Source organism: Vibrio sp. 10N.222.49.A3, from assembly GCF_041475145.1.
Lineage (GTDB): Bacteria > Pseudomonadota > Gammaproteobacteria > Enterobacterales > Vibrionaceae > Vibrio > Vibrio tasmaniensis_A.
This window is the reverse complement of the sequence record NZ_JBFRVM010000018.1, coordinates 1-25981: the sequence shown is the minus strand read 5'-3', so window position 1 is coordinate 25981 and position 25981 is coordinate 1. Positions and strand designations below refer to the sequence as shown.

Here is a 25981-nt window from a genome sequence, read left to right as displayed (position 1 = left end):
TGCTCTTAAGTCTTTCGTATCTTGGCTCATCGAACCTAGAATCAGCTCTTATATTCCATCACCATGAATGAAATTTTGCGAGCGACCATTGAAGCCTTGGTCCATATCTAAAGATGGTTTATCTGTTTTCGGTTTTCCGACAATTTTTGCAGGAACGCCTGCGACTGTTGTATGAGGTGGTACGGCTTGTAGTACAACAGAGCATGAGCCAATCTTCGCGCCTTCACCTACTTCAATGTTGCCGAGTATTTTAGCACCGGCCCCAATCATTACGCCTTCGCGGATTTTGGGGTGACGGTCGCCGCCTTCTTTACCAGTACCACCAAGGGTAACGTCTTGAAGGATCGATACATCATTTTCGACGATAGCAGTTTCACCAATCACGATACCAGTGGCGTGGTCGAGCATGATAGCTTTACCGATACGAGCCGCTGGGTGAATATCAACTTGGCAAGCAACTGAAATTTGGTTTTGTAGGTAAGTAGCAAGTGCGATACGCCCTTGTTTCCACAACCAGTTAGCTACTCGGTAACCTTGCAGAGCGTGGTAGCCTTTCAGATAAAGTAGAGGCATCGAGTACATCTCGACCGCAGGGTCTCGATTTACCGTCGCGCAAATATCACAAGCTGCCGCATCAATAATCGATTGATCCTGCTTAAATGCTTGTTCAACCACTTCACGTACTGCCATTGCAGGCATTGAAGCCGTCTTTAGCTTGTTTGCTAGGATGTAGCTAAGGGCTGCGCCTAAACTTTCATGGTTGATGATCGTGGCATGATAAAAACTCGCAAGCATAGGTTCTTGCTCAGACTGCTGTCGAGCTTCCTTCACTATGCATTGCCAAACTTTTTGCTGTTCACAGTGTTTCATTTTTCCATCCATTCTTTTAAATCAGATACGCGTAGCGAGATGATAGATACGAAGAGCTTAGAAAAGCCAATTAGCGTAAATGAGATTCCAGATACTTCATTCTTCAATGACGAGCATTATACTAACGTCATCTTCAAGAATGAGGTACGAGCGAGTTGGAGAACTTTGTTCGGGTCATTTACTTTATGCTATTCGCATCTTGGTTACCCGTACCTCTAACTCTCTTCGTATCTCGCTTACTCTAATTTCGTATCTGCTCTTACTATCTTTCTGACTTTTTGTCTCTAGCAAGCAGATCTTGTGCTGCTAGGTGTGCATCTTTCCCTTGATACAGCACTTGATAAATCTGTTCAACAATGGGCATTTCAACGCCCATACGTTCTGATAGTAACCAAACTTCTTTGGTGTTGCGATAACCTTCCACTACTTGGCCAATTTCTTCTTGTGCTGTATCTACATCTTTACCTGCGCCAAGTGCCAAACCAAAGCGACGGTTACGTGATTGGTTATCAGTACAGGTTAGCACTAGGTCACCCAATCCAGCCATGCCCATGAAGGTTTCTGGTTGCGCACCAAGAGCTGCGCCTAGTCGACTCATCTCAGCTAGACCGCGAGTGATAAGTGCAGTACGTGCATTGGCACCAAAACCAATACCATCCGACATGCCAGCACCAATGGCGATAACGTTTTTAACCGCGCCACCAAGCTGCATGCCAATAAAATCTGAATTTGCGTACACACGGAACGTTTTGCCACAGTGAATCTTTTCTTGAAGTTGCTCAAGGAATTCTGCATCAGGGGAAGCCACAGAGATTGCCGTTGGCATACCCATCGCTAGCTCTTTGGCGAAGGTAGGTCCTGATAGAACTGCTAACGAGTACCCATCACCAAGCACATCGTGAGCGACATCTTTAAGTAGGCGGCCTGTTTCTGGCTCCAAGCCTTTTGTTGCCCAGCAGATACGAGAACAATCTGTTAAGTGAGGCTTAAGGCTATTTAAAACGATACCAAATACGTGGCTAGGGACGACAACAAGAAGATCACGACTTGCTGTTACTGCCTTCTCAAGGTCTGATTCGATGATTAGGCTTTCTGGGAAGTCGATATTCGGTAGAAACTCATTATTTGCGCGCTCGGATTCGAGGCGAGCCATGTGAACAGGATCATGCCCCCACAGAACAACGTTTGCACCGTTACGCGCTAGAGAGATAGCTAAAGATGTTCCGTAAGAACCTGCGCCAATTACTGCCATGGCGATCTCTTTGCCATAAGCGTTTGTCGAGTCAGTTGTTTCTGTCATGCTTCCACCTAAAAATAATGAGGGAAATCGAAGAGTCTTGGAAAAGCTATCCACTAAAATCAGAGGAGCTTTCAATTTTAATACAGTGTAAAGAAAAAATGCACATCGCAGAAGTTGCGATGTGCATTTAAAAGCTAACTAGCGCTTGAATCGTTAGAGTTAAGCTCTAGTTTGAGACTTAAGCTTGTTCGCCTTCAGCTTGTTGAGCTTGGTTTTGTAGGTAGTTCATGAACAAAGCATCAAAGTTAACTGGTGCTAGGTTCAGTTGTGGGAACGTACCTTTAACCACTAGGCTAGAAATTGTTTCACGAGCGTATGGGAACAAGATGTTCGGGCAGAATGCACCTAGGCAGTGAGCTAGTTGCCCTGCTTCCATTTCGCTTGCAGAGAAGATGCCGCCTTGTTGAACTTCACAAAGGAATGCAGTGTCTTCTGCGTTCTTAACTGTAACCGTTAGGCGTAGGATTACTTCGTACACGCCTTCGCCAAGCTCACGGCTTTGAGTGTCTAGGTCCAGTTTTACATCTGGGTTCCACTCTTTTTGAAACATGTCTGGAGAGTTTGGCGCTTCGAAAGATACGTCTTTTAGGAAGATACGTTGGATTGCGAAGTTCTGTTGTGCGTCTTGTTGTGCTGCTTCAGCCATTTTCTTGTCCTTAAAAATTTATAATTAGGTTTCGTTCGCCATCTCTGTTGAACAAAACCTTAAAGTCATATTCGTTTAGTTAGGTCAGCTTACCTTTAACTACTTTTTACCTTTCACCAAAGGTAGGTTAGCTTCGCTCCAAGCCACTAAGCCGCTTTTCAGCACGCTTACGTTTTCGAAACCAGCTTTAACCAGTAGGTTAGCGCTTTCTTGAGCTGTTTGACCTGTCTTACATACTACGATGATTGGGTCGGCTTTGTGGCTTTCAAGGCTACCAAAGCTATTTGCTTTGATATCTGACGGCAAAATGTGAACTGCGTCAGTAATATGCCCCTTTTTGAACTCATCTTTAGTACGAATATCAACCACAACACCGTTTTCACGGTTAATCATGTGTGTGGTTTGCGCAGCCGTGATCTCTTTGTAAGCTGCGTTTGATGTCTTGATAACGTTCGCAATGATGGCAACAACCAAGCCGATCCATACGATGGCTAAAATCATATTCTCTTGAACAAATGGAACTAACTCTTGCATATCTTGAACTCTTATTCGTTATTGGGCGAAAAATTATAGGGTAGGAGTATAGCTATAAAGGGGGGGAGAATACAGAGGAAGCATATTGTTGTGTGTGAGTTAATGTATTAATGGGGGATATATACTAATTGCTTATGATTTATCCATTTACTTGATTGAAGTTATTAATTATGATGTACAAACAGTTACTTAAGCTGAGTGGCTGGTAGGGTCTATGTAATTAGTCTCTATTATAAACGTTTATATTATTGGAAATCATTATGAAAAAGATGGCTCTAGCAGCTGCATTAGCAGTTAGCTTCTCAGGTGGTGCTTTTGCAGCAACAGAAACTGCAGTAGCGGGCGCTGGTGCTGGTGCTGGTACTAGTGGTGCGGCAGCCGGTGCAGGCGCATCTGCAGTTGCAGCAGGTACAGCTACAACTGTTGCAGTAACGACAGCAGCAGTAGCAGCGGCAGCAGCAGTAGCCGTTGCTTCTAACGAAAGCGGTGCAACGACTACAACAACAACTCGATAATTTTTGAGTTGGTGTTTAAAACCATTTTGTGTGAAAGCATAAAGTGGTTTTTTTATATCAGATTTTCATATTGGATATCAGCAACCAGATTGCTAGGAAGCCGAACTCGTCATGCTTAAACTTCTAATCATATCTCTTGGTCTTTTTCTTGCGGGTTGTTCTCAGCAGTTTCAAGACGTTAACTCCACTTTTGATGAAGCCTTTTTTGGCAGAACCGATGTTGAGCTATCAAAGGAATACATTCAAACCTTACCTTATTCCAGTATTTATGCGGAAGTGAATGACCAAGGCAAAATCTTCATGGTTTTGGCGTACGTCGGTGAAAATCCTCAAACGGGCGTAGAGCAATTAAAATGGATGTCTTCTGATAAAGCTATGATCGTCACTGAAAATGGACGTATTGTACAAACGCTATTGCTTCCCTACGAAAACCTTTCAGGTTTGGCATTCCAACCGTTAGATTCGTTCTCGTCTGCAAACAGTTCGTCAGCAGACTCTTCTTCTGCGTTTGATGTGTCTACCAACCCCGGAGCTCAAAAATGGCAAGCGGTTTACGACTGGCAACCCAATTATCGATTCGGCTATAAAGCAAACATTATCCGAACGTATGCGGGAAATGAAACGGTCGAAACACCGATAATGTCTATCGATACCAAGAAGTTTCAAGAAAAAATTAACTTTCCGATGTTAGAACAAGAGATTACCAACGAATATTGGGTCGATAGTAAAGGAAAAGTGGTCAAAACCATACAGTATTTAGGCCCTGATATGACAAGGCTTGAGTTAACCGTTCTTAAGCATTATCAAAGCAATTAACGAACAGGGTAATGAACGAAAATGATGAATTATATGAGTCATGTATCAAAAATGACGGGACGTCGGTTACCAGTGGTGAGAGCTCTGTTGGTGTTGAGTACGCTGTTCTCTCTGTGCACTGTTAGCAACGCCTCTCCGATTAAGACAACGGTTGAACTTCCCCTTCAAGGTGTAACGTTTGAGTATAAAGCTGACGTTCGACTGCTTCAGGTATTAGACGACGTTAACGTGAATGCGAACGGCAGTATTGGTTACTTTCCCCTTTCGGCTCAACTGTTTGATAAAGCCAATACTGAAGCTATCGAAGCCAAAAAGCGCAATGTATTTAACCAGCTTGAAGCTTTTGCAGTAGAAGAGTCAGAAGCAAAACTGGTAAAGCAACAATTAGCTTCTTTCCAATATCTCAATCGAGTTTTTATTGAGTTAGACCGCAATGCCGTTATATCTCAATCAGATAAGAACCCGTTGCTTGTTTCAAGTTCTAATACTAACAAGTTATCTGCTGCCATAACAAAAGCGCCGAACAGTCAAACTCAAGCATTTTCTCTGTACTTACCGCAACGATCAACGTCCATTCAGGTGATGGGTGTAATGAAAGATTCTGTAAGATTGAATTTGATTGAACATGGAACGCTGAACGATTATCTCTATGCATTACCGAGTGATTTTATTGGTGAGTCAGCAGATAAAAGCGTGGCGTATGTTATTCAGCCAGATGGCATGGTGCAAACCATTCAATATGCGTACTGGAATGAACAGCCGGTTTATTTAGCGCCAGGTGCTATCGTATTTATGGCGTTTTACTCTTTGCCATCGGAATACGCAACGTTGAACCAAGATATTGTCGATTTGCTACGTCATAAGGTTGGCCTGTAATGCTGAAACAGAAATCATTCCCTCTATCAGCAGTGTGCACATCGGTTACCTGCGCTTTATTAATGACTGGTAGTGTGTCGGTTAACGCAGAGACCGCCATTGATTCGTCTTCGATTCGAGCTGATAAATCATCATTCGACGATACCGAATATAGAACGTCGCAAATGAACTTTGGTGGTGTTGGCTTAATGCAAATGCCAACAGGCCGAATGGCACCAGAAGGTGAGTTCAACTTTAGTGCTTCGTTTAATAATGAATACCATTTTTATAACGTGAGTCTGCAGGTGATGCCTTGGCTAGAAACCACCATTCGTTATACACAAGTACAGGATCTGCTTTATAGCGGAGGCGCGGATCAAGATTGCTCTCAAAACTCATTCAGTGGCTGTACTAAATACACCGATAAAGGCATCGACTTTAAGCTGCGTCTAATCGAAGAAGGGTACTACTTACCGGAAGTATCGGTCGGTATGCGTGACTTTGGTGGTACCGGTTTATTTGATGGTGAGTTTGTTGCGGCGACCAAACGCTTTGGCCCTGTTGATTTTACCTTGGGCATGGCTTGGGGATACATGGGCACCAGTGGTAACTTCACTAACCCATTGTGTAAAGCCAGTGACAAGTATTGTGATCGCCCGTCAGATATTAAAGGCAATGGTGGCAGTGTCGATTTTGAACGTTGGTTTAAAGGCGATGCGGCGATTTATGGTGGCTTTGAATATCAAACCCCTTATAAGCCGTTAACCTTGAAGCTTGAATACGATGGCAATGATTATTCTCAAGACTTCCCAGTAGTACGTGGTGGGGTCGACATGACACAACACACGCCATGGAACGTGGGAGCTGTGTACCGTTTCACCGATTGGGGTTCTGCTAAAGTGAGCTACGAGCGAGGTGATACGCTAACCCTTGGTTTCGCTCTCTCTACCAATTTTAATGAAATGTATTCGGTGTGGCGAGATACCGAAACAGCAGAGTTGCGCCCGAGTGGTGTCGAGACGGTTGATGACATTGATATGGCGGCCTTTGCAAACCAACTTGAAACGATTGCTGGCTATGAACAAGCGCAAATCTTGGTCGACGATAACAGCATTGTGGTAAAAGGCACTCAGGTTAAATATCGAGACAGAGATATCGCCCTTGAACGCGGTGCGACCGTGATTGCCAACGCGGTACCGAGTTACATTGATACTTACAAAATAATCGAAAATGATAAATCGTTGGAACTCACCGAGACAACGGTAAATGCACAAGCGTTCAAAGCGGCAGCGAACAACAATTATCTTAACGCTCATACCAATGATGCTTCGCACACTCACGAATTAGAACGTAAGAAATCAGTTATCTATCATGATGGGCGTGAGCGATTCGATGTGTCGATTTCACCAAACCTCGCTCAATCGTTTGGTTCAGCTGAAAACTTCTACCTATACAGTTTGGGTTTATACACCAATGCTTCGTTCTGGGCGTTAAACAATGTTGAACTGTCGGGCTCTCTTTACGTCAACTTAATCGATAACTACGATAAGTTTAATTACGAAATCCCATCAGACGGCACTGACCAAACACCAAGAGTAAGAACTTTGTTCCGCTCTTATGTTGATGATCCGGTTCGTTTAGACCGTTTACAACTGACGTGGTTTGAAGACTATGGCAGCGGTGTCTACACCCAAGCCTACGGTGGTTACCTAGAGAGCATGTTCGCGGGTGTGGGTGGCGAAATCCTGTATCGTCCATTCAACCAAAACTGGGCGATTGGCGCAGACATGACAGCAATAAGCCAGCGCGATCCAGAAAGCTGGTTTGGCACGTTTGATCAAGAGAACCAAGTCAACCCTGGTGATAGCAACCGAACGTACAAAGTAATCGATAAAGGTACGACTGGCTTCATCACCGGTTACTACACCCCACAATGGGATTTCTTGAACGATACTTTACTTAAAGTTGGCATCGGTAAATTTCTTGCCGGTGATATTGGTACTCGGGTCGACTTCTCTAAGCAGTTCAAGAGCGGTGTGATTGCCGGCGCGTTTGTCAGCCTAACAGACATGACTACCGAAGAATACGGTGAAGGCAGCTATACCAAAGGCTTTTATGTGTCGATTCCGTTTGATTTAGTCACTGTGAAGCCAAGTTCAAGTCGCGCAGGCTTTACCTGGTTACCTATCACTCGTGATGGCGGGCAAGTATTGAACAAGCAGTATAACTTGTTCGATCAAACCGATGCTCGTTCTCCTTGGTTCCAAAGGCCAAGTAGTGTGAAATAAATAGAGTGAAAGGGGAATTATAGGGGGAGGAGACAGTATACACCCTAACCCTCGATATTCGAGGAGTTAGGTGTTTGTTTGATACTTAATCTTATGTGATCTCGGCTCTATAGTTTTACTTTAAACTCAGCTAATGAGGTTGATAATAATAATGAATAATGGATAATGCACGAGCAGTAAGGTAAGTATATGAAAATTGGTACCTTTGCGGAAAGCTTTACAAAATCCCTGTTCTAATTTCTATTTTATTTGTTAGGGAAAATTAACTCACGCAGTGTGATTTCGCGGAATATCAAGGGGCGGTAGCGTTCCTGAGCCTGCGTACAAGTGCGGTGAGTCAATCAGGTATAAACCCTTTTACTTTAATGCTTATAACATGGTGTGAGAGCTACAATAGCTAAATTCTCTTTTTATCGGGTATCTTTTGGGATATCGCCCACATTTCGTTTCTATGAATTGGTCAACATGAAGATTAATAAAAATCGACTCCTAGTAGGGCTCCTTCCTGCATTATTAGCAGGGTGTGCAACTCCTGGCTCTCACCTTTCGACAGGCAACAAGAATGTGATTCAGCCTTCAGAGCAACAGCATAAGTCTGATATTTCTGATGTGGTTAACCTTTACCCACTGACGGCTCAATCTGTATCGAGTTACCAAACAAACACTCTGTCGGTTTCACAAGCCAACCCTAAGCTTGATATTGATATCGCAAAATATGAATACCAAGTGGGTGTCGGTGATATTTTGAACATTACCATTTGGGACCATCCTGAACTGACTATTCCAGCCGGTTCGTACCGTAGTAGTACCGAAGCTGGAAACTGGGTTCATGCTGACGGCACAATTTTTTACCCGTACATTGGTACAGTAGAAGTATCAGGAAAAACCGTTCGCGAAATTCGTTCTGACATAGCAGCACGTTTGGCGAAATACATAGAAAGCCCTCAGGTTGATGTTAACGTGGCGGCCTTCCGCTCTAAGAAAACCTACATTACAGGTGAAGTGTCTAAACCAGGCCAGCAAGCGATTACCAATATTCCCTTAACGTTATTAGATGCTGTGAACCGTTCTGGCGGTTTATCTGAAGAGGCCGACTGGCGTAATGTTTCATTAACGCGTGATGGTACGGAAGAAAACATCTCGCTTCATGGTTTGATGCAACGTGGGGACCTCACACAAAACCGTTTACTGCAAGCAGGTGATATTGTCCATGTGCCTCGAAATGATAAACAGAAAGTCTTTGTGATGGGGGAAGTTAAAGAACCTAAGTTATTGAAAATTGATCGCGTAGGAATGAGCTTAACCGAAGCATTAAGTAATGTCGGCGGAATCAACGAACTCACTGCTGATGCAACGGGTGTGTTTGTGATTCGAACTTCTGATGATAAATCAGAACGTATGGCCGATATTTACCAACTCAATATAGAAGATGCCTCAGCACTGGTGATTGGTACCGAGTTTGATTTAAAACCTTACGATATTGTTTATGTAACGGCAGCACCAATCAGCCGCTGGAACCGTGTTGTCGGGCAGTTACTACCAACCATTGACGGAATTAATAATTTGACTGAAGGTGCATTGCGTATCCGTAACTGGCCTTAGGTTTAGATAGAGTCATCATCAGGTCACATTTCATATGTGGCCTGATTTTTATGTTTAGAAGCTCGTTTAGTTTATAAGTATGTGTAGCTTCTTAAGCCCATTACAGTTAGAAATCAGTTATGTTTAATAAAATTTTGGTCGTCTGCGTGGGTAACATTTGTCGTTCACCTACCGGAGAACGGGTTCTTCAAAAGCTGTTGCCTAATAAAGAAGTAGCCTCTGCCGGCATTGCTGCTGAAAAGAGTCGTTTAATTGGGAAACCAACGGACGATACAGCAATTTTGATTGCCGCTGAAAATGGAGTAGATGTTGGAAATCATCAGTCTCAGCAAGTCACGCCACAGCTTTGCGCTCAGTATGACTTGATCTTGGTGATGGAGAAGGGGCATTTAGAAGCGCTTACTAAAATATCACCAGAGGCTCGTGGTAAAACTATGCTGTTTGGCCAATGGATTGGTCAGAAAGACATCCCTGATCCTTACCGTCAAAGTCGTGAGGCGTTTGAACACGCTTACAGACTGATTGATGAGGCAGCGCAAGCTTGGGCGAAAAAGCTGTAGGCTTCATATTTTAACATAATAGAGGCCTCATCGTAAGCGCGGCGAAACCACCAACAGAATTAATAACAAGAGAAGTACGCAAAGCGTATTTAATGTCTCTTAAATAGTAATAATTTAGGAAGTAGTAATCTGATGACAACACAACCATCTCAGCAATCACACGCAGATAACTCTGGTGAGATAGATTTAGGCAAACTGCTTGGCATTCTGTTAGACGCTAAATGGCTAATTATGCTAACCACATTCGCTTTTGCTGTGTTTGGTATTGCGATTGCCCTGCTTTCAACGCCGATATACAAAGCCGATGCGCTGATTCAAATTGAAGAAAAGAGCTCTGGCGGCATTTCATCGATGGTCGGTGACATGGGCGAGTTGTTCTCTCAGGAGTCTTCTGCTACTACAGAAGTTGAGATCATCAAATCTCGCATGATTTTGGGTGAAACGGTCGATAAATTCAATCTTACTACTGTGCTATCTCCGAACTATGTGCCAATTGTCGGTAAGGGGTTTGCTCGCTTAACCGGCGACATAAATCATGTTGTGGTTAGCCGTTTTACTTTGCCAAGCTATGTGAACAGCTACGCACACACGATTAAAATTCTCGATGCCGAGCAGGGAACTTACCAATTGGTACGTGACGATGAACGCATTATTCTGCAAGGTAGAGTGGGTGAGCTAGCAACCACTGATGATTACAGCTTGTTTGTAGCAGGTTTCGAGTCACATAACAATTTTGAATTCTCAATTAGCAAGCGTAGCCGATTGGAAGCTATAGAATGGTTGAAGTCTTCTTTGTCTTTGTCTGAGCTAGGCAAGCAAAGTGGTATTTTGAAGCTAAGCTTTGAAGGTGAAAATAAACAACAGATATCTGATATTCTCAACCATATTAGTCAGATTTACTTTTTACAAAACGTGAAACGTAATTCAGCGGAAGCAGAGAAGAGCCTATCTTTCTTAGAAAGTCATCTTCCGGGCATTAAATCTGAGCTAACCGGTTATGAAGACGTACTAAACAATTACCGCCAAAAAAATGAATCGATCGACTTGGGCTTGGAAGCACAATCAACCTTGAAGGTAATGGTTGAGCTTGAAGCGCAGTTGAATGAACTGACGTTTAAAGAGAGTGAAATCAGCCAGCGCTTTACTAAAGATCACCCAGCATACAAAGCTTTACTTGATAAGCGTAAAACGCTGTTGAGTGAGAAAGAGCGCTTAAATAGGCAAGTACAAAAGTTACCGAGAACACAACGCGAAGTACTGCGTATGACTCGTGATGTTGAAGTAAACCAACAAATTTACATCCAGCTTTTAAATAAGGTTCAAGAGCTAAGCATCATTAAAGCTGGTACGGTCGGTAACGTTCGTATCTTAGATGACGCTCAAGCGTATGCTCACGCTGTAAAACCTAAGAAGCCGCTGATTGTTGTATTAGCAACGCTACTGGGTGGGATGTTAAGTGTTGCATTAGTACTCGTGAAAGCAGCGTTCCATCGCGGTGTTGAAAGCCCGGACCAAATTGAACAAATTGGCCTTCCCGTGTATGCAGCTGTACCAAAATCAGATTTACAAGTAGAGCTAACTAATCGCTTTAAATTGAAGAAACAGAAAACTAAGGGAACGCAGGCACTGCTTGCCGAATCTAACCCTGCCGATCTGTCCATCGAGGCACTACGTGGCTTGCGTACCAGTTTGCACTTTGCGATGTTAGAAGCAAAGAATAACATTCTGATGATATCAGGCCCTGCGCCGGGTATCGGTAAGTCATTTATCTCAACCAACTTCGCAGCTGTAGCAGCAAAAACAGGTCAAAAAGTGCTGCTGATTGACGCAGATATGCGTAAAGGTTACCTACAACAAAGTTTTGGTTTTAAGTGGGACAACGGCCTTTCTGATTTGTTAAGTGGTAAGCAAGACTTTACTCAATTCATTAAGACAGCATCAGTAGCTAATCTAGATATAATTACTCGAGGCCAAGTGCCACCAAACCCATCTGAATTGTTAATGCATCCACGCTTTGCGGCACTAATGGATTGGGCTTCAAGAGAGTATGATTTAGTGATTGTTGATACTCCGCCAGTTCTTGCGGTAACAGACCCAAGTATTGTTGGAGCTTTTGCGGGCACTACATTAATGGTTGCTCGTTTTGGTCAAAATACAATTAAAGAAATTGATGTCGCTCGTAATCGTTTCGAACAATCAGGTATCGAAGTGAAAGGCGTTATCTTCAATGCAATAGAGAAAAAAGCTTCTACCTCTTATGGGTATTATAGTTATACGTACTCTAGTGATAAAAAATAGGAGCCGAATATCAGACATGAGTAAGTGATAAGATAGAGTGTAGTGAGTCTAATCGCTACCTTAGAGTTAGAGTTAGGCTTGGGTTGCCGTTATTTCGGAGATGTTGTAAAGTAGTTTAGTTAGAGTTTAACTGCGATAATTTCTGAACCAATCAGGTTGATTACTTCTAATTTAAGGTGCGTTAGCCCCGATAAAATACCTTGAATAAAATAGTCACCTATTTATTGAAGAGATGTTCGAACTCAATAAACCTCATGCTTGTTAATTTATCAACAAGCATGAGATAATATTCAATACCAATTAACTTGGAAAGTGGTTTTTTGGCTTTAAAATGACTTTGTTACCTATTAGGTATTGGGAAGTCCAATTGTCACTTGGGTTTTATAGAAAATAAAAATAATTTTTATAAGTGTGTATTGATTTGAAATTATCATCAATTATTCGTGATGTAAATAGAAATTAATGCCAGTAATTTTATAGCTTAAGTGTTGTTGGTATTTTATAGCTGAAGTGTTATTGATATTTTATCTTAAGCAGAATATTTAATTTTATTTTTATAAGCTGAACATTAGCAATAAGGTAATAATATGAGTAAAAAGGCAGTGGGTTTTTTGCAGGGTGGATTAGGAAATCAGTTGTTTATATACTTTTCGCTAGTATCTGTCGCGCAGGACAATGATTTAGAACCCTCTTTTAATAAAGACAGTTACGGCTATGATAAATTTTCAAGAGCGTTAGGCTTGGAGCTATTAGGGTTTGACATTAAATTTGAGAGTAGCTATTTTTTCAAAAATAGGTATCTACGCCTAATTTTTATGAAATTTGGGAGATATCTATTATCTAACAGAATTTTTAATAATTATCACTTTGAATATCGAAGTAATCAGCATGCTGATTTTGTCATAAACGATGATAAAGATAATTACTTCTTTGGTTATTTTCAGAATGAAAAATACTTAAATGACGAAGTTGTTTTTGATAGTTATGAAGGTAGTGAATACGTTAATTCGGTTCGAGATAAGGTACAACGTAAATATTCAAGTGAAGATACCATTGCTATTCATTTGAGAAGCTATAACGAAGTTAAAGATGAAGTGTGTAGTATTGATAAAGATTATATTAATGCTGCACTATTGGAATTGAATTATAACAAGAACAAAGATCGTATTTTAGTCTTTACAGATTCTATCGAATTTTCAAGCAGTGTTTTATCCGGCTTGAATTATGACTATTTTGATGAAGGTTTTTTATTCACAGCAGAAGAAACTCTGATTTCTATTAGTTCTTTTGAGCGTATAATATGCTCGAACAGTTCTTTCGCATGGTGGGGAGCATATTTTTCAAAGAGTGAAAAGGTTGTTTATCCCAAAGATAGAGGGTATAAGTATTATCCTAGTCCTTGTAAGAATTGGCACTTAGTGTAGTGTTTATTTTCTTGAGATATATTAATGTTTAGAAGTAAAGAATTTTTGTCGTTACTTGAAAAAGCTATTAAGTCAGCATCAGCACTTATTACGATATTTCTTGTTTCTTCAAAACTACAACCCCAGGATTTTGGGGAGTTTTCTCTCATTGAAGGATATTGTTTTTTACTATTTAGTATAATTGTTTTTGGTTTTCAAACTGTAGGAAACAGGATTCTTGTTGACTATGATTCAAGTGATTGTATTAGAAAGATTATAAAATTAAGATTGTTAATATGTTTGGTGTTAAGTGTTAGCTCATTTGCTTTTTTTAATTTAATAGACATAAAAATAATAAATAACTTAGATGTTTTTTTGATTACTCTCCTCCTTTTTTATACTGTTACTTCTTATCGAGAAAATATTTCATATCATAATGATAATTACTCTGAGTATATTGTTGATAAGATCTTAGTTTTATTGTTCTGTTTTACCTTAAAGTTATTATCACTATTTCTATTTTTCGACTATATTATTAGTGTGCTAATAATATGCTTTTTTATGGAAGTTTGTCCAGTTAGCTTTGTATTCTGGAGGAAGTATTCTATAGTTAAAGAGATAGAGGAAAAAGAAAAAATAACATATAAGGAAATGAGCTTTCTTTGTTTTCCAACAATGTTATCATCTATTTCAATAGTTATTTATAGTAGATTTAATCAATACTTATTAGCTTACTTCTTGCCATTGAGCGATGTTGGTGCATTTTCGGTCTTATCCAGAGTTTCGGATTTATTTGTTTTTTTACCTACTGTTATTGGAGCACTTTATCTTCCTCGTGCATACAAATTAGGTATAACTCCGAAGTTCATTGAAAATTACTCAAGGTTGATTCATATAGTTGCATTTGTCTCCTTCTTATTTTCGGTTACGCTATATGGGATATATTATTCCACAGCAGAAGAAAAGGGCTGGCTTATACCTATGAATACTGCTATTTTTTATCAATTGACAATTTTTCTTAACTTTATAGGTATGTTTGTGAGTCAAGTGCAATCTTATCTAGGTAATCCAATTCATCGAATGTTTAGAATAGTAGCTGGAATGATTATTAATATTTCATTGAGTTATTTTTTAATACCTGTCTGGGGGGTGAATGGTGTAATTGTGTCTATTTTAATATCTCTTACCATTTCAAATTTGGTAATTCCTGCTTTATTTAAAGAGTCTTGGTTAATTCGAGTTGTATTAAGTTCTTTATTGTCATTTTATAGGTTTAGAAGCAATGATATTAAACTTTAGCTTTGGTAGGGCTGCATTATATAGCTATTTAATGGTCTTTCCTTTTGGTGTTATATCTATTTTATCTAAAAACTTTAATATAATATTTACCTCTCTTGAATCAATACAGGTAATAGGCTTTATAGCATCTTCTATTTTATGTATTATATATTTCATTTCAAAGCTAAGAGTTGCTGTTCGGTTTGACTTATTGAGTTTGATAAATGGTTTTATAATAATATCTATCTTGCTATGGTTTTTATTATCAATATTAGTTACTTTTGAACTTATTGGGTATGGCTCTAGCAATGAAAGTATCTCGTCTTTCGAGTATCACTTTCCTATTTTAATTAAATACTTAAGTTTAATATTTATATCGGCAAATTTTCATTATATTCTTAAGGATGAATATAAAAAATGGCACTTTGTTTTATGGGTGTTAGCGAGTTTTTCTATTGTAATATCATCAAATATGTCAATTCTTTCTTTAGATTTTCTCAATTCAAGGAACCCCTCTGACCGCTCATTTACCTTAACGTTATCGGATTACTTTGCGTTGACATCTTTATTACTTTTATATTTTGTTAATGGTATCAATAAGTATGTAGTGTTCCTTATATCAGCAGTGTTATTGTTTTTTATATCATCTAGGACAGCGTTATATACATTTGTTGTCGCATTTTTGATAAAGGAAGTATTAGGCTCAGGCTTTAACTTGAAGAACATAATTCTCTTGTTTTTGTTTTGCTTTATATTCTATGTGGTTGGAATCTTTGCTTATGATAATGTCTCTGGTTATTCTCTGAGAATTTTCACTGGCTTTTCAGGAGATTCTTTTGATGAGCGAAATGATATTATGCGTTATTCATGGGAACGGATTATGCAATCACCAATTATCGGTGATTTTGCAGGTCAATTAGATGCTAGCTTTCATGGTTCTAATAAATGGGGAGTCTACTCTCACAATATATTGTCTTTTTGGCGACAATATGGATTTATTGGGTTAGCTTTGATTATATATTCCATGTTGTTTACATTTTTTAATGTGGTCAATATTATCATGGGTAAAACAAGGTGCATGAATTTACTGCCTGTTTTACTTTACTTAACTTGTGTTATTATTTTCTCTAGATCGTATGTATACCCATGGATCTTTATGTTACTAGGGATGAATTTATTTATTTTAAAACGGGCTAGCGAAAATGGAAAAGATTAGTGTCATTATTACAACCAAAGATAGAGAAAAAGAACTCCACAGAGCTATCCGCTCGGTGCGTTCTCAATCATATAAAAACATAGAAATTATTGTTGTTGATGATGGGTCAGACCCTGAATTATATAAGAGAGTAGTAGACTGTTATTCGAGCGGTAATATTAAGTTTGTGAGAAATACTTCTAGCTTAGGTGCTTGTAGTGCAAGGAATTCTGGAATAAGTGCATCTACTGGTTCTTTTATTTCTGGGTTAGATGATGATGATGAATTTACAGAAGATAGGCTAGAAAAACTAATGATTTTTCATAGTTCTTTCGATATCGAACCTTCTTTAGTTTGTTCCTATAATAAGAATTATAATCCTTCATCAGGGCTAGTTACTTTTGAGAAAGAATACGACATAAATATTGACTTAGAATCGATGAAATATAGCAATAAAGTAGGCTCTCAAGTGTTAATTAGAAAAGAAAAACTACTAGGAGCTGGCCTATTTGATGAAGAGTTTGTTGCATCACAAGATTATGATATGTGGTTCAGAGTTATAGCAATGTATGGTGATGCAAAAAAAATAAATGAATTCTTATATATATGTCATGATGATCCATCTCTAACTCGCGTTTCTTCAAATAAGAAAAAAGGTATGGTACAGTTTTATACGAAACATCGTCATAGCCTTAAACTGCGCCATAAGATATACTCACTTGCTAGATTTTTGCGTGCTCTTATTAAATGACTTATTGGAAATATTAAATGAAAGCAATTATTACCGGTATTACTGGCCAAGACGGCTCTTACTTAGCTGAGCTTCTAGTTGAAAAAGGTTATGAAGTTCACGGTCTTATTCGTCGAGCATCATCCTACAATACAGAACGTATTGATGCGCTGGTAAACGGAGGTGCAAGTATTAAACTGCACTATGGCGATCTTACGGATTCTTCAAACCTAATTCGATTAGTTAAAGAAATTCAACCTGACGAAATCTATAACTTGGGTGCAATGTCGCATGTAGCGGTTTCTTTCGAGTCTCCAGAGTATGTTGCTGATGTAGACGGCATGGGTACTCTTCGTCTTCTGGAAGCGATCCGTATTAACGGTTTGGAAAAGAAAACTCGCTTTTACCAAGCCTCTACCTCAGAGCTCTACGGTGAAGTTCGTGAAACTCCTCAGCGTGAAACAACGCCTTTTTATCCACGATCTCCATACGCTGTAGCAAAAATGTACGCATACTGGATTGTTGTGAATTACCGCGAATCTTACGGTATGTACGCATGTAATGGCATTTTGTTTAACCATGAGTCACCACGTCGTGGTGAAACTTTTGTAACTCGTAAGATTACTCGAGCTATCGCTAACATCTCTCAAGGTCTGGAATCTTGCTTAGAACTTGGCAACATGGATGCTTTGCGTGACTGGGGGCATGCTAAAGATTACGTTCGAATGCAATGGATGATGCTGCAACAAGAGAAGGCTGAAGATTTTGTTATTGCTACTGGTAAGCAGATCTCTGTGCGCGAGTTTGTCCGCTTGTCAGCGAAGGAAGCGGGGATCGAACTTGACTTTTCCGGCGAAGGTATTGATGAGATTGCTACTGTGGTAGCTATCGATGAAGAAAAAGCACCAAAAGTGAAAGTTGGTGATGTCATTGTGAAAGTAAACCCTCGCTTCTTCCGTCCAGCGGAAGTGGAGACACTACTTGGCGACCCAAGCAAAGCGAAAGCTAAACTTGGTTGGACCCCAGAGATCACTGTAGAAGAAATGTGTGCAGAAATGGTTGCATCTGATATCGATAAGGCAAAACAACACGCAGTTCTAAAAGAACACGGATTTGACGTTGCGATCTCACTAGAAAGCTAATTAATCAGTATACTGATTCGTTTATATTGCAGAGTTCCCATTTGGGCTCTGCTTTTTCTATTTATATTATCGGAACTAGTATGAAAAGAGTATTTGTTGCTGGTCATAAAGGTATGGTTGGCTCAGCTATTGTTCGTCAACTATCTAAAGACTCTTCAGTAGAAGTGATTACTAAAGATCGTAATGAGCTTAACCTGTTAGATGCACTGGCTGTCGAGGCGTTTTTTACGAATCACCATATTGATCAAGTTTACCTTGCGGCCGCGAAAGTCGGTGGAATTGTTGCTAACAATACGTACCCTGCTGAGTTTATTTACCAAAATTTGACGATTCAAAACAATATTATTCACTCAGCACATCTGCATGGTGTTCAAGATTTACTATTCTTGGGTTCGTCTTGTATTTATCCAAAGTTTGCACAACAACCGATGCGTGAAGACTCTTTGTTGACCGGAACTTTGGAAGAAACCAATGAGCCTTACGCAATTGCTAAGATTGCAGGTATCAAAATGTGCGAGTCTTATAATCGCCAATATGCTCGCAACTATCGATCAGTAATGCCAACTAATTTGTATGGTGAAAATGATAATTTTCATCCTCTAAATTCTCACGTCATTCCCGCATTGTTGCGTCGCTTCCACGAAGCAAAATTGAATGGCGACAGTAAAGTTGTTGCGTGGGGTAGCGGTAAACCTATGCGAGAGTTTTTGCATGTAGATGATATGGCAGCAGCTTCAATTTACGTAATGAATCTAGGTCAAGAGGCGTATCTAGAAAATACGCAAGAAATGCTTAGTCACATAAACGTAGGTACAGGTGTGGATTGTACTATCCGTGAACTCGTTGAAACTGTTGCAAAAGTGGTTGGTTTTGACGGCGAAATTGAATTTGACACTACGAAACCAGACGGTACTCCTCGTAAGTTAATGGATGTTTCACGTTTAAAGAGTCTAGGTTGGAAAGCAAAAACGAGCCTAGAAGATGGTTTAACTATGACTTACCAGTGGTTTCTAGAGAATCAAGAAAATTATCGCGGTTAAAGTACCTAGGGTAGAGCTAATGTAAGGGTTTAAACAAAGCAAATGTTTTTAAGCAAACAACGTTTTTCTCAAGTGATTGAAAGTACCCCGTTAGTTTCAATTGACTTAGTTATTGAGGATGAAAGTGGTCAAGTTTTACTTGGGGAGCGTTTGAATCGACCAGCTCAAGGTTTCTGGTTTGTTCCCGGTGGTCGTATTCTTAAAGATGAAAAGCTTGAAGATGCCTTTGCTCGTTTAACTTTGGAGGAGCTTGGGCATGAGTTTAAGCTCTCTCAAGCAACACTGAAGGGACCTTATACACACCTCTATAATGACAATGTGTTTGGCAATGACTGTACTACTCATTATGTCGCGATTGCCTACAAGCTCATTGTCAATCGCTCTGAATTGAACTTACCCATGGATGTACAGCATTCTCGTTACCGTTGGTATAATCAAGATGAATTATTGACCTGTGATAGTGTACATATTCATACTAAATGGTATTTTCAAAAAATAACTAAAACTATCACTTAATTAAAAACAACGAGTTGACTATGCTTATTCCTGTAATTATGGCCGGCGGCTCAGGCAGTCGTTTGTGGCCTCTATCTCGTTCAAAATATCCCAAACAATTCCTTGCAGTAACTGGTGAACAAACCATGCTTCAACAAACGTTGAGCCGCATGGTTGGTTTAGAACACAATGCGCCATTTGTGATCTGCAATGAAGAACATCGATTCCTAGTTGCTGAACAACTTCGCCGTATTAATGGCAATCATAGTGGAATACTATTGGAACCAGTAGGGCGGAATACTGCTCCCGCTATTGCTTTAGCAGCAAAATTTGCTCTATCTGAAAATAAAACTTCATATGAAGATTCTTTGATGTTAGTTCTTGCGGCTGATCATGTGATTAAAGATACTCAATCTTTCCATCAATCGGTGCAAGCTGCCATTCCGTACGCACAACGTGGTGATATGGTAACTTTCGGTATAAAAGCGAATGCACCAGAAACAGGTTATGGCTATATTAAAACCGGTGCTACGGTTACTGCTGCGGATGAGAGTCGAGGCTTTAGTGTTGATAGCTTTGTTGAAAAGCCAGATCTCGAAACTGCAAAGCAATATCTAGACGATGGTAGCTACTTGTGGAACAGTGGTATGTTTTTATTCAAAGCATCTACTTATCTTGAAGAATTAGCAAAGTTCCGACCAGATATCTTGAAAGCATGTGAAAGTGCCTACGATAGCCACTTTGACGACCTAGACTTTATTCGCATGTCATCTGAATTGTTCTCACAAATCCCAGACGAATCCATAGATTTTGCTGTCATGGAAAAAACAGAAAAAGCTGTTGTTGTTCCAATGGACGCAAATTGGAGTGATGTTGGTTCTTGGTCTGCACTTTGGGACGTGAATGATAAAGATGAACAGGGTAATGCAACTCGCGGTGATGTGTTAACTGAGCAGACAAAGAATAGTTATATTTATTCACAAGATAAACTCATTGCGACCGTTGGCATTGAAAATCTTATCGTTGTAGAGACGAAAGATGCACTGCTAGTTGCGGATAAAGACAAGGTTCAAGATGTTAAGTCGATTGTTAATCAACTAAAACAACAAAACCGAGTAGAGTGTCAGCAGCATCAAGAGGTATATCGCCCATGGGGTTCTCATGAGACGGTATCTGAAGGTGAGCGTTACCATGTGAAGCAAGTGTTAGTTAAGCCAAAAGAGAAGACAGCTCTTCAGATGCACCACCATCGAGCTGAGCATTGGGTTGTCGTGTCAGGTACGGCTAAAGTGACAAAAGGAGATGGAACTTTCCTTCTTACTGAAAATCAGTCCACTTATATTCCAGTAGGGACTCCGCACTCCGTAGAAAACCCAGGGCAAGTGCCTTTGGAGCTGATTGAAGTTCGTTCTGGATCGTACTTAGAAGAAGACGATATTGTTCGCTTTGATGAGCAAGCATCTAAGTTTGGCGGCGACTACTAACTACTTATTGAGATAGGAAATTATGGTAACAAAATTAATCAGTAGTGAAGTGCTTGGTGCTTCAGGCGTTCAGTTTGGTACTAGTGGCGCGCGAGGGCTCGTTACTCAGTTTACATCGGACGTCTGTGCTGCATTTACTCACGCATTTGTGGCATCAATGCGTAGCCATTTTACTTTCAATCAAATGGCTGTTGCAATTGACAACCGCCCTAGTAGCCCAGCAATGGCAAAAGCAGTCATTCAAGCACTTACTGATGCCGGTGTAGATGCGATTTACTATGGTGTTGTACCTACTCCTGCTCTGGCTTTTACCGCAATGCAAGACAAGATGCCTTGTATCATGGTGACTGGGTCTCATATCCCATTTGACCGCAATGGAATTAAGTTCTATCGCCCAGATGGAGAGATTACTAAAGCAGATGAACAAGCAATCTTAACCGAGAGGGTAGACTTTAGTGCTATTAATGACCTGCCTGAGTTAACGATTAATTTCCGAGCAACTGAGCTTTACCGAACACGTTATATTGATTTGTTTGATGCAGATTTACTAGCAGGAAAGCGTGTTGGTATATATGAGCACTCAAGTGCCGGGAGAGATATTTACCAAGGACTTTTTGAATCGCTTGGGGCTGAAGTCATATCATTGGAGCGTACTGACGAATTTGTTCCAATTGACACTGAAGCCGTTGCTGAATCTGATAAGGAAAAAGCACGAAGCTGGTCGAAACAGTATAATTTGGATTTTATATTTTCGACTGATGGAGACGGTGATCGTCCTTTAGTTGCTGATGAGAACGGCGAATGGTTGAGAGGTGATATCCTTGGCTTACTTTGTTCAAAATCGCTTCAAGTAGATGCATTAGCAGTTCCTGTTAGTTGCAACACTATTATTGCTGAGTCTCCTGAATTCGAGATAGTATCTCTGACTAAAATTGGATCACCATATGTAATTGCCGAGTTTGAAAATCTCGCTACGCAGCACAAAACGGTTGCAGGCTTTGAAGCTAATGGTGGTTATTTACTGGGCAGTGATGTTAGGATTAACGATAGGGTGCTAAAAGCGTTACCAACACGGGACGCTGTGTTACCGGCACTAATGCTGATTTCATTGGCTAAGCAACAAAAAACCACTGTTAAAAAATTGGTGGCAGCTTTACCTTCGCGATTCAATCATAGTGATCGTATTCAGAACTTTGCGACACAAAAAAGCTTAACAATCTTAGCACAAGGTAAAGAGAGTCCTGACGCCTTGTTGGCTCGTTTAGGTATGACAAATGTGGTTGTTTCTAACAGCGACCATACAGATGGATTGCGCATATCGCTTTCAGACTCAACGATAATTCATTTAAGACCATCGGGCAATGCACCTGAGCTTCGTTGTTATGCAGAAGCAAATGACTTCGAAACAGCCAAAGCACTTGTTGATAGTATTCTATCTATTGTCAGTCAGTTTTAAGTATTAGTAGTGAAAGGTTATGTTTAAGCTAAAAAATCAAATTCAAAACTATGCTTGGGGCAGTAAAACCGCTATCAGTGAGCTGTTTGGAATTGAAAACCCTACTAACGAACCGCAAGCTGAAATATGGATGGGAGCACACCCTGGTGGCTGTTCTCGTAACGCAGAAAATGACGATCTTTTGTCAGATATCATTGAACTCGATAAGAAGGCTGTATTAGGTAGCTATACGGAAAGTTGTTTTGGTGAATTGCCTTATTTGTTTAAAGTACTAGCTGCCCATACGCCTCTGTCTATTCAGGTTCATCCTAATAAATGGAAATCTGAGTTGGGTTTTGCTCGTGAAAACGAGCAAGGTATTGCTTTAAATGCTCCAAATCGCAATTATAGAGATCCAAACCATAAGCCTGAATTAGTCTATGCGATAACTCCTTACAAAGCGATGAATGGCTTTCGTCCCATCGAACAGATTATTTATTTGTTTGATGGGATTGCGCTTAATGAGCTAAAGAAAGAAGTAGGTTTATTGAAGCACTATCCTAATAGTAAAGGTCTAGAGCGTTTCTTTAGTTCTTTGATGATGTTAAGTGATGAGCGTAAAAGCAAGGTGATTTCACAGTTAGAAGAGGCATACCAAAAACCGGTAGCGGGAACGGTGCGTGAAGCTATCGAATATAGCCAAGCATTTAAGGTACACTATGAGGGTGATATAGGCTTATTGTCTCCATTTATCTTTAACATCGTAGAACTTGCACCTGGAGAAGCCATGTTCTTGTTTGCTGAAACACCTCATGCTTACATTCAAGGCACGGCACTTGAGGTAATGGCGAGTTCTGATAACGTCCTTCGCGCAGGACTTACACCTAAGTATATTGATATCCCAGAGTTGATTGATAATCTAGCATTTATTCCTATAAAGCCAGAAGATTTGAAAACGTCTCCAATAATCACAGGTAATAAAGAGCAGTACCCAATCCCTGTTGATGACTTTGGTTTTGATATTCTTTACGCTAAGGGTATTAAGCAAGAGCAACATGTGCATAGCGCGGAAATTTTGTTTTGTGTTGACAGTAATATCGTGGTGGAATCACAGGGTAAACTCATAGAACTAACTCCTGGCGATTCTGTTTTTGTGCCTTTTTCCTCGCAAGCGTACACATATAAAGGTAAAGGTCGTTTAGCTCGAGTTTACAATTAAAAAATATAAATCATTGGTTAGGTAATATGAAAATTGCAGTTGCAGGTACAGGCTATGTAGGCCTATCTAACGCTATGTTATTAGCACAACACCACAACGTAGTGGCCGTTGATATCATGTCTGAAAAGGTGGAGATGCTAAACAATAAGCTATCTCCGATTGTTGATACCGAAATCACCGATTTTTTGACAAATAAAACTCTTAACTTTGTAGCGACTCTGGATAAAAAGCTCGCTTACGAAGGTGCTGAATATGTAGTAATTGCTACACCTACCGATTACGATGTGGAGACTAACTACTTTAATACTTCTTCTGTCGAGTCGGTAATAAAGGATGTTATGGCGATTAACCCAAGTGCTGTTATGGTTATTAAGTCTACCGTTCCTGTGGGTTACACTGCTCACATTAAGAGAGAACTAAACTGTGAAAATATTATTTTCTCACCGGAGTTTTTGCGTGAAGGTAAAGCGCTATACGATAACTTGTACCCTTCTCGAATTATCGTAGGAGAACGCAGCGAACGTGCACAAACTTTTGCCAACCTTCTTGTTGAAGGAGCTGAGAAAAAAGGTATCGCAGTATTATTTACAGATTCGACAGAAGCAGAAGCCGTAAAGCTGTTTTCAAACACCTACCTTGCGCTTCGTGTGGCTTACTTTAATGAGTTAGACACTTATGCCGAGACACATGGCCTAGATAGCCGTCAAATTATTGAAGGGGTCGGTCTTGATCCTCGCATTGGCAGTCACTATAACAACCCATCCTTTGGTTATGGTGGTTACTGCTTACCAAAAGACACTAAGCAACTCCGCGCGAACTATGAAGATGTACCGAATGAAATTATTGGTGCGATTGTAGATGCAAACACTACGCGTAAAGATTTTGTAGCCGACTCAATCATCAAGCGTAACCCTAATCGTGTGGGTATTTACCGATTGATAATGAAATCAGGATCTGATAATTTTCGCGCGTCAAGTATTCAAGGTGTAATGAAGCGCATTAAAGCCAAAGGTATTGAAGTTGTGGTGTACGAGCCAGTATTAGATGAACCTGAGTTCTTTCACTCACGAGTCATCAACGATCTCGATGAGTTTAAAACCATCTGTGATGTGATTGTCTCTAACCGCATGGTTGATGATATCCAAGATGTTGCAGATAAGGTTTATACTCGAGATTTATTTGGTAGTGACTAGGGCGTGTTGATCTTTGCTGTAGATTTCGCGTTCAGCAATACATCGGTAGCCACATCAACATAAATGCCAGCGATAACATGCTGGCATAAACTTATCATATCCACTTGAAATAGCTCGATAATGCTTAATTCTCGCAAAGGCATTTTCGACCAAGTGTAGTGGTCAACTAAAATTGGCCACAGTTTTGTAAGTTTTCCAGTAAAGCCTTTCCGATTCATTCGGTGTTAGGCCAACATTGTACTGGTGCGGCCTGATTTGACTATAGTATCTAATGATGTAGCCAATGATGCTCTGCCAAGCTTCACCTAAACTGCGATAGCCACTGGCTGGCACCCATTCTGTTTTCAAGCTTCTGAAGAAGCGTTCCATCGGGCTATTATCCCAACAGTTACCTCTCCGAGATAAACTCTGCTTTATTCGGTTGACGGTATTTTCGACTCGTATAATGCGTTCCTTGGTCGCTATGGAACATCACTTCAGTAGGTATTCCTCGTGACTCATAAGCCATCTTTAACGCTTTGACCGTCAACTGGCTATCAGGTGAAAAGGACATTGCCCAACCAACTGGTTTTCGAGCAAATAAGTCGATGATAACAGCTAGATAGGCCCTTGACTTAACTCAATATCTGAACGCTTTAAAATCTCGACCTGACGTTAAAGCGGCAGCGCATCAACATATTTTGTGGTCACAACTTCAGTAAAGGCTTCAGGGCTACCGATGCTTTTCGGGAGCATATTGGCAGGCCGAGGCGCTGTGATAATTTTGCTGCTGGTTTGCGTTTTTTCGCACTGACGGCAAGCATATTTAGTGCGTTCATGGCGCACGACACTGACTCTTTGAGGGATTATTTTTAGCTCTTCCGAGACTTCAATGCCGCATTTATGCAGTGGTTTATTACAGCATTCACATTAAGGGGCATTGGGCGTGTGTTGATGTACTTCGCGCTATGGACCCATTTCTAGCACATCCGCGACAATAAGAAACAGGCCATCAATCGACTTTCTCATATCGGTGATACCCGAGACGAGATAGACCGTGCCACTTGGGATTATTACAGTGCCTTTGTCAACGCCAGTTTAAAA

Annotated in this window: 22 protein-coding genes and 3 pseudogenes; 18 read left to right on the top strand and 7 right to left on the bottom strand. The window is 40.3% G+C overall.

Features of this window, described 5'->3' with window-relative positions; genetic code table 11:
* Window positions 1–48 precede the first annotated feature (48 nt).
* From cysE to AB4589_RS02060, 4 genes are all read right to left on the bottom strand, one after another.
* Complete coding sequence (cysE, locus tag AB4589_RS02075; protein WP_052880228.1) at window positions 49–870, bottom strand: serine O-acetyltransferase; 822 nt, start codon at window positions 868–870, stop codon at window positions 49–51.
* 262 nt (window positions 871–1132) lie between these two features.
* Window positions 1133–2170 carry an NAD(P)H-dependent glycerol-3-phosphate dehydrogenase gene (gene gpsA, locus AB4589_RS02070; RefSeq protein WP_135445139.1) on the bottom strand — a complete coding sequence of 346 codons (1038 nt, stop codon included), beginning with the start codon at window positions 2168–2170 and terminating at the stop codon, window positions 1133–1135.
* Window positions 2171–2348: 178 nt separating this feature from the next.
* The gene (gene secB / locus AB4589_RS02065) at window positions 2349–2816 is read right to left on the bottom strand and encodes a protein-export chaperone SecB (protein WP_009847959.1); all 468 of its coding nucleotides are present in this window, start codon (window positions 2814–2816) and stop codon (window positions 2349–2351) included.
* Between the two features lie 99 nt (window positions 2817–2915).
* Complete coding sequence (locus AB4589_RS02060) at window positions 2916–3350, bottom strand: rhodanese-like domain-containing protein (RefSeq protein WP_016786319.1); 435 nt, start codon at window positions 3348–3350, stop codon at window positions 2916–2918.
* Window positions 3351–3610: 260 nt separating this feature from the next.
* On the opposite strand from AB4589_RS02060, the gene AB4589_RS02055 reads away from it, so the two are divergent.
* The 18 genes from AB4589_RS02055 to AB4589_RS01970 all read left to right on the top strand — a co-directional run bounded on the left by AB4589_RS02055 (window position 3611) and on the right by AB4589_RS01970 (window position 24898).
* A complete protein-coding gene (locus AB4589_RS02055; protein WP_372099188.1) occupies window positions 3611–3865 on the top strand; it encodes a hypothetical protein in 255 nt (84 codons plus the stop codon).
* A 111-nt stretch (window positions 3866–3976) separates the two neighbouring features.
* Window positions 3977–4681: a YjbF family lipoprotein gene (locus tag AB4589_RS02050; protein WP_371709404.1), complete on the top strand. Its 705-nt coding sequence runs from the start codon at window positions 3977–3979 to the stop codon at window positions 4679–4681.
* A 21-nt stretch (window positions 4682–4702) separates the two neighbouring features.
* Window positions 4703–5557 (top strand): capsule biosynthesis GfcC family protein, encoded by an 855-nt coding sequence (locus AB4589_RS02045; RefSeq protein ID WP_372099187.1) that lies wholly within the window; start codon window positions 4703–4705, stop codon window positions 5555–5557.
* Window positions 5557–7824, top strand: coding sequence for a YjbH domain-containing protein (locus AB4589_RS02040; protein WP_372099186.1), 2268 nt, complete (start codon window positions 5557–5559; stop codon window positions 7822–7824). The genes AB4589_RS02045 and AB4589_RS02040 overlap by 1 nt, the downstream gene beginning before the upstream one ends.
* A 465-nt stretch (window positions 7825–8289) precedes the next feature.
* Window positions 8290–9426, top strand: a complete 1137-nt coding sequence (locus AB4589_RS02035) for a polysaccharide export protein (protein ID WP_372099185.1) — start codon at window positions 8290–8292, stop codon at window positions 9424–9426.
* Between the two features lie 119 nt (window positions 9427–9545).
* A complete protein-coding gene (locus AB4589_RS02030; RefSeq protein WP_372099184.1) occupies window positions 9546–9986 on the top strand; it encodes a low molecular weight protein-tyrosine-phosphatase in 441 nt (146 codons plus the stop codon).
* Window positions 9987–10118: 132 nt separating this feature from the next.
* Entirely contained in the window at window positions 10119–12284 is a 2166-nt protein-coding gene (locus AB4589_RS02025; protein WP_372099183.1) for a polysaccharide biosynthesis tyrosine autokinase, read from the top strand.
* Window positions 12285–12871: 587 nt separating this feature from the next.
* A complete protein-coding gene (locus tag AB4589_RS02020) occupies window positions 12872–13708 on the top strand; it encodes an alpha-1,2-fucosyltransferase (RefSeq protein ID WP_372099182.1) in 837 nt (278 codons plus the stop codon).
* Window positions 13709–13732: 24 nt separating this feature from the next.
* Window positions 13733–14986: an oligosaccharide flippase family protein gene (locus tag AB4589_RS02015; RefSeq protein WP_372099181.1), complete on the top strand. Its 1254-nt coding sequence runs from the start codon at window positions 13733–13735 to the stop codon at window positions 14984–14986.
* The gene (locus tag AB4589_RS02010) at window positions 14970–16181 is read left to right on the top strand and encodes an O-antigen ligase family protein (protein WP_372099180.1); all 1212 of its coding nucleotides are present in this window, start codon (window positions 14970–14972) and stop codon (window positions 16179–16181) included. Before AB4589_RS02015 ends, AB4589_RS02010 begins: the two co-directional genes overlap by 17 nt.
* Window positions 16168–16911 (top strand): glycosyltransferase, encoded by a 744-nt coding sequence (locus AB4589_RS02005; RefSeq protein ID WP_372099179.1) that lies wholly within the window; start codon window positions 16168–16170, stop codon window positions 16909–16911. Before AB4589_RS02010 ends, AB4589_RS02005 begins: the two co-directional genes overlap by 14 nt.
* 17 nt (window positions 16912–16928) lie before the next feature.
* The gene (gene gmd, locus AB4589_RS02000; protein ID WP_372099178.1) at window positions 16929–18032 is read left to right on the top strand and encodes a GDP-mannose 4,6-dehydratase; all 1104 of its coding nucleotides are present in this window, start codon (window positions 16929–16931) and stop codon (window positions 18030–18032) included.
* Between the two features lie 80 nt (window positions 18033–18112).
* On the top strand, window positions 18113–19072 hold the full coding sequence (locus AB4589_RS01995; RefSeq protein ID WP_372099177.1) for a GDP-L-fucose synthase family protein: 960 nt from the start codon (window positions 18113–18115) through the stop codon (window positions 19070–19072).
* Between the two features lie 42 nt (window positions 19073–19114).
* Window positions 19115–19588, top strand: a complete 474-nt coding sequence (locus tag AB4589_RS01990) for a GDP-mannose mannosyl hydrolase (protein WP_372099176.1) — start codon at window positions 19115–19117, stop codon at window positions 19586–19588.
* Window positions 19589–19608: 20 nt separating this feature from the next.
* On the top strand, window positions 19609–21051 hold the full coding sequence (locus AB4589_RS01985; protein WP_372099175.1) for a mannose-1-phosphate guanylyltransferase/mannose-6-phosphate isomerase: 1443 nt from the start codon (window positions 19609–19611) through the stop codon (window positions 21049–21051).
* Between the two features lie 22 nt (window positions 21052–21073).
* Complete coding sequence (locus AB4589_RS01980) at window positions 21074–22507, top strand: phosphomannomutase (protein ID WP_372099174.1); 1434 nt, start codon at window positions 21074–21076, stop codon at window positions 22505–22507.
* A gap of 19 nt (window positions 22508–22526) precedes the next feature.
* Window positions 22527–23705, top strand: coding sequence for a mannose-6-phosphate isomerase, class I (manA, locus tag AB4589_RS01975; RefSeq protein WP_372099173.1), 1179 nt, complete (start codon window positions 22527–22529; stop codon window positions 23703–23705).
* A gap of 26 nt (window positions 23706–23731) precedes the next feature.
* Window positions 23732–24898: a nucleotide sugar dehydrogenase gene (locus tag AB4589_RS01970; protein WP_372099172.1), complete on the top strand. Its 1167-nt coding sequence runs from the start codon at window positions 23732–23734 to the stop codon at window positions 24896–24898.
* 31 nt (window positions 24899–24929) lie between these two features.
* On the opposite strand, the pseudogene AB4589_RS01965 reads toward AB4589_RS01970, so the two are convergent.
* The 3 pseudogenes from AB4589_RS01965 to AB4589_RS01955 all read right to left on the bottom strand — a co-directional run.
* Window positions 24930–25054 (bottom strand): annotated as a pseudogene (locus AB4589_RS01965) (IS5/IS1182 family transposase); the annotation flags it as partial.
* Between the two features lie 6 nt (window positions 25055–25060).
* Window positions 25061–25505, bottom strand: a pseudogene (locus tag AB4589_RS01960) (DDE-type integrase/transposase/recombinase); the annotation flags it as partial.
* A 50-nt stretch (window positions 25506–25555) separates the two neighbouring features.
* A pseudogene (locus tag AB4589_RS01955) lies at window positions 25556–25807 on the bottom strand (IS66 family transposase zinc-finger binding domain-containing protein); the annotation flags it as partial.
* Window positions 25808–25981: the final 174 nt, after the last annotated feature.

Excerpts from the sequence above, each read along its gene's own strand:
- AB4589_RS02060 (WP_016786319.1), bottom strand. The coding sequence starts at position 3,350 with ATGCAAGAGTTAGTTCCATTTGTTCAAGAGAATATGATTTTAGCCATC.
- AB4589_RS02040 (WP_372099186.1), top strand. The coding sequence starts at position 5,557 with ATGCTGAAACAGAAATCATTCCCTCTATCAGCAGTGTGCACATCGGTT.
- AB4589_RS02055 (WP_372099188.1), top strand. The coding sequence starts at position 3,611 with ATGAAAAAGATGGCTCTAGCAGCTGCATTAGCAGTTAGCTTCTCAGGT.
- AB4589_RS01985 (WP_372099175.1), top strand. The coding sequence starts at position 19,609 with ATGCTTATTCCTGTAATTATGGCCGGCGGCTCAGGCAGTCGTTTGTGG.
- AB4589_RS02020 (WP_372099182.1), top strand. The coding sequence starts at position 12,872 with ATGAGTAAAAAGGCAGTGGGTTTTTTGCAGGGTGGATTAGGAAATCAG.
- AB4589_RS01990 (WP_372099176.1), top strand. The coding sequence starts at position 19,115 with ATGTTTTTAAGCAAACAACGTTTTTCTCAAGTGATTGAAAGTACCCCG.
- AB4589_RS01995 (WP_372099177.1), top strand. The coding sequence starts at position 18,113 with ATGAAAAGAGTATTTGTTGCTGGTCATAAAGGTATGGTTGGCTCAGCT.
- AB4589_RS02050 (WP_371709404.1), top strand. The coding sequence starts at position 3,977 with ATGCTTAAACTTCTAATCATATCTCTTGGTCTTTTTCTTGCGGGTTGT.
- secB (WP_009847959.1), bottom strand. The coding sequence starts at position 2,816 with ATGGCTGAAGCAGCACAACAAGACGCACAACAGAACTTCGCAATCCAA.
- AB4589_RS01970 (WP_372099172.1), top strand. The coding sequence starts at position 23,732 with ATGAAAATTGCAGTTGCAGGTACAGGCTATGTAGGCCTATCTAACGCT.
- gpsA (WP_135445139.1), bottom strand. The coding sequence starts at position 2,170 with ATGACAGAAACAACTGACTCGACAAACGCTTATGGCAAAGAGATCGCC.
- AB4589_RS02035 (WP_372099185.1), top strand. The coding sequence starts at position 8,290 with ATGAAGATTAATAAAAATCGACTCCTAGTAGGGCTCCTTCCTGCATTA.
- gmd (WP_372099178.1), top strand. The coding sequence starts at position 16,929 with ATGAAAGCAATTATTACCGGTATTACTGGCCAAGACGGCTCTTACTTA.
- AB4589_RS02025 (WP_372099183.1), top strand. The coding sequence starts at position 10,119 with ATGACAACACAACCATCTCAGCAATCACACGCAGATAACTCTGGTGAG.
- AB4589_RS02015 (WP_372099181.1), top strand. The coding sequence starts at position 13,733 with ATGTTTAGAAGTAAAGAATTTTTGTCGTTACTTGAAAAAGCTATTAAG.
- AB4589_RS02010 (WP_372099180.1), top strand. The coding sequence starts at position 14,970 with ATGATATTAAACTTTAGCTTTGGTAGGGCTGCATTATATAGCTATTTA.
- manA (WP_372099173.1), top strand. The coding sequence starts at position 22,527 with ATGTTTAAGCTAAAAAATCAAATTCAAAACTATGCTTGGGGCAGTAAA.
- AB4589_RS02045 (WP_372099187.1), top strand. The coding sequence starts at position 4,703 with ATGATGAATTATATGAGTCATGTATCAAAAATGACGGGACGTCGGTTA.
- AB4589_RS01980 (WP_372099174.1), top strand. The coding sequence starts at position 21,074 with ATGGTAACAAAATTAATCAGTAGTGAAGTGCTTGGTGCTTCAGGCGTT.
- AB4589_RS02005 (WP_372099179.1), top strand. The coding sequence starts at position 16,168 with ATGGAAAAGATTAGTGTCATTATTACAACCAAAGATAGAGAAAAAGAA.
- cysE (WP_052880228.1), bottom strand. The coding sequence starts at position 870 with ATGAAACACTGTGAACAGCAAAAAGTTTGGCAATGCATAGTGAAGGAA.
- AB4589_RS02030 (WP_372099184.1), top strand. The coding sequence starts at position 9,546 with ATGTTTAATAAAATTTTGGTCGTCTGCGTGGGTAACATTTGTCGTTCA.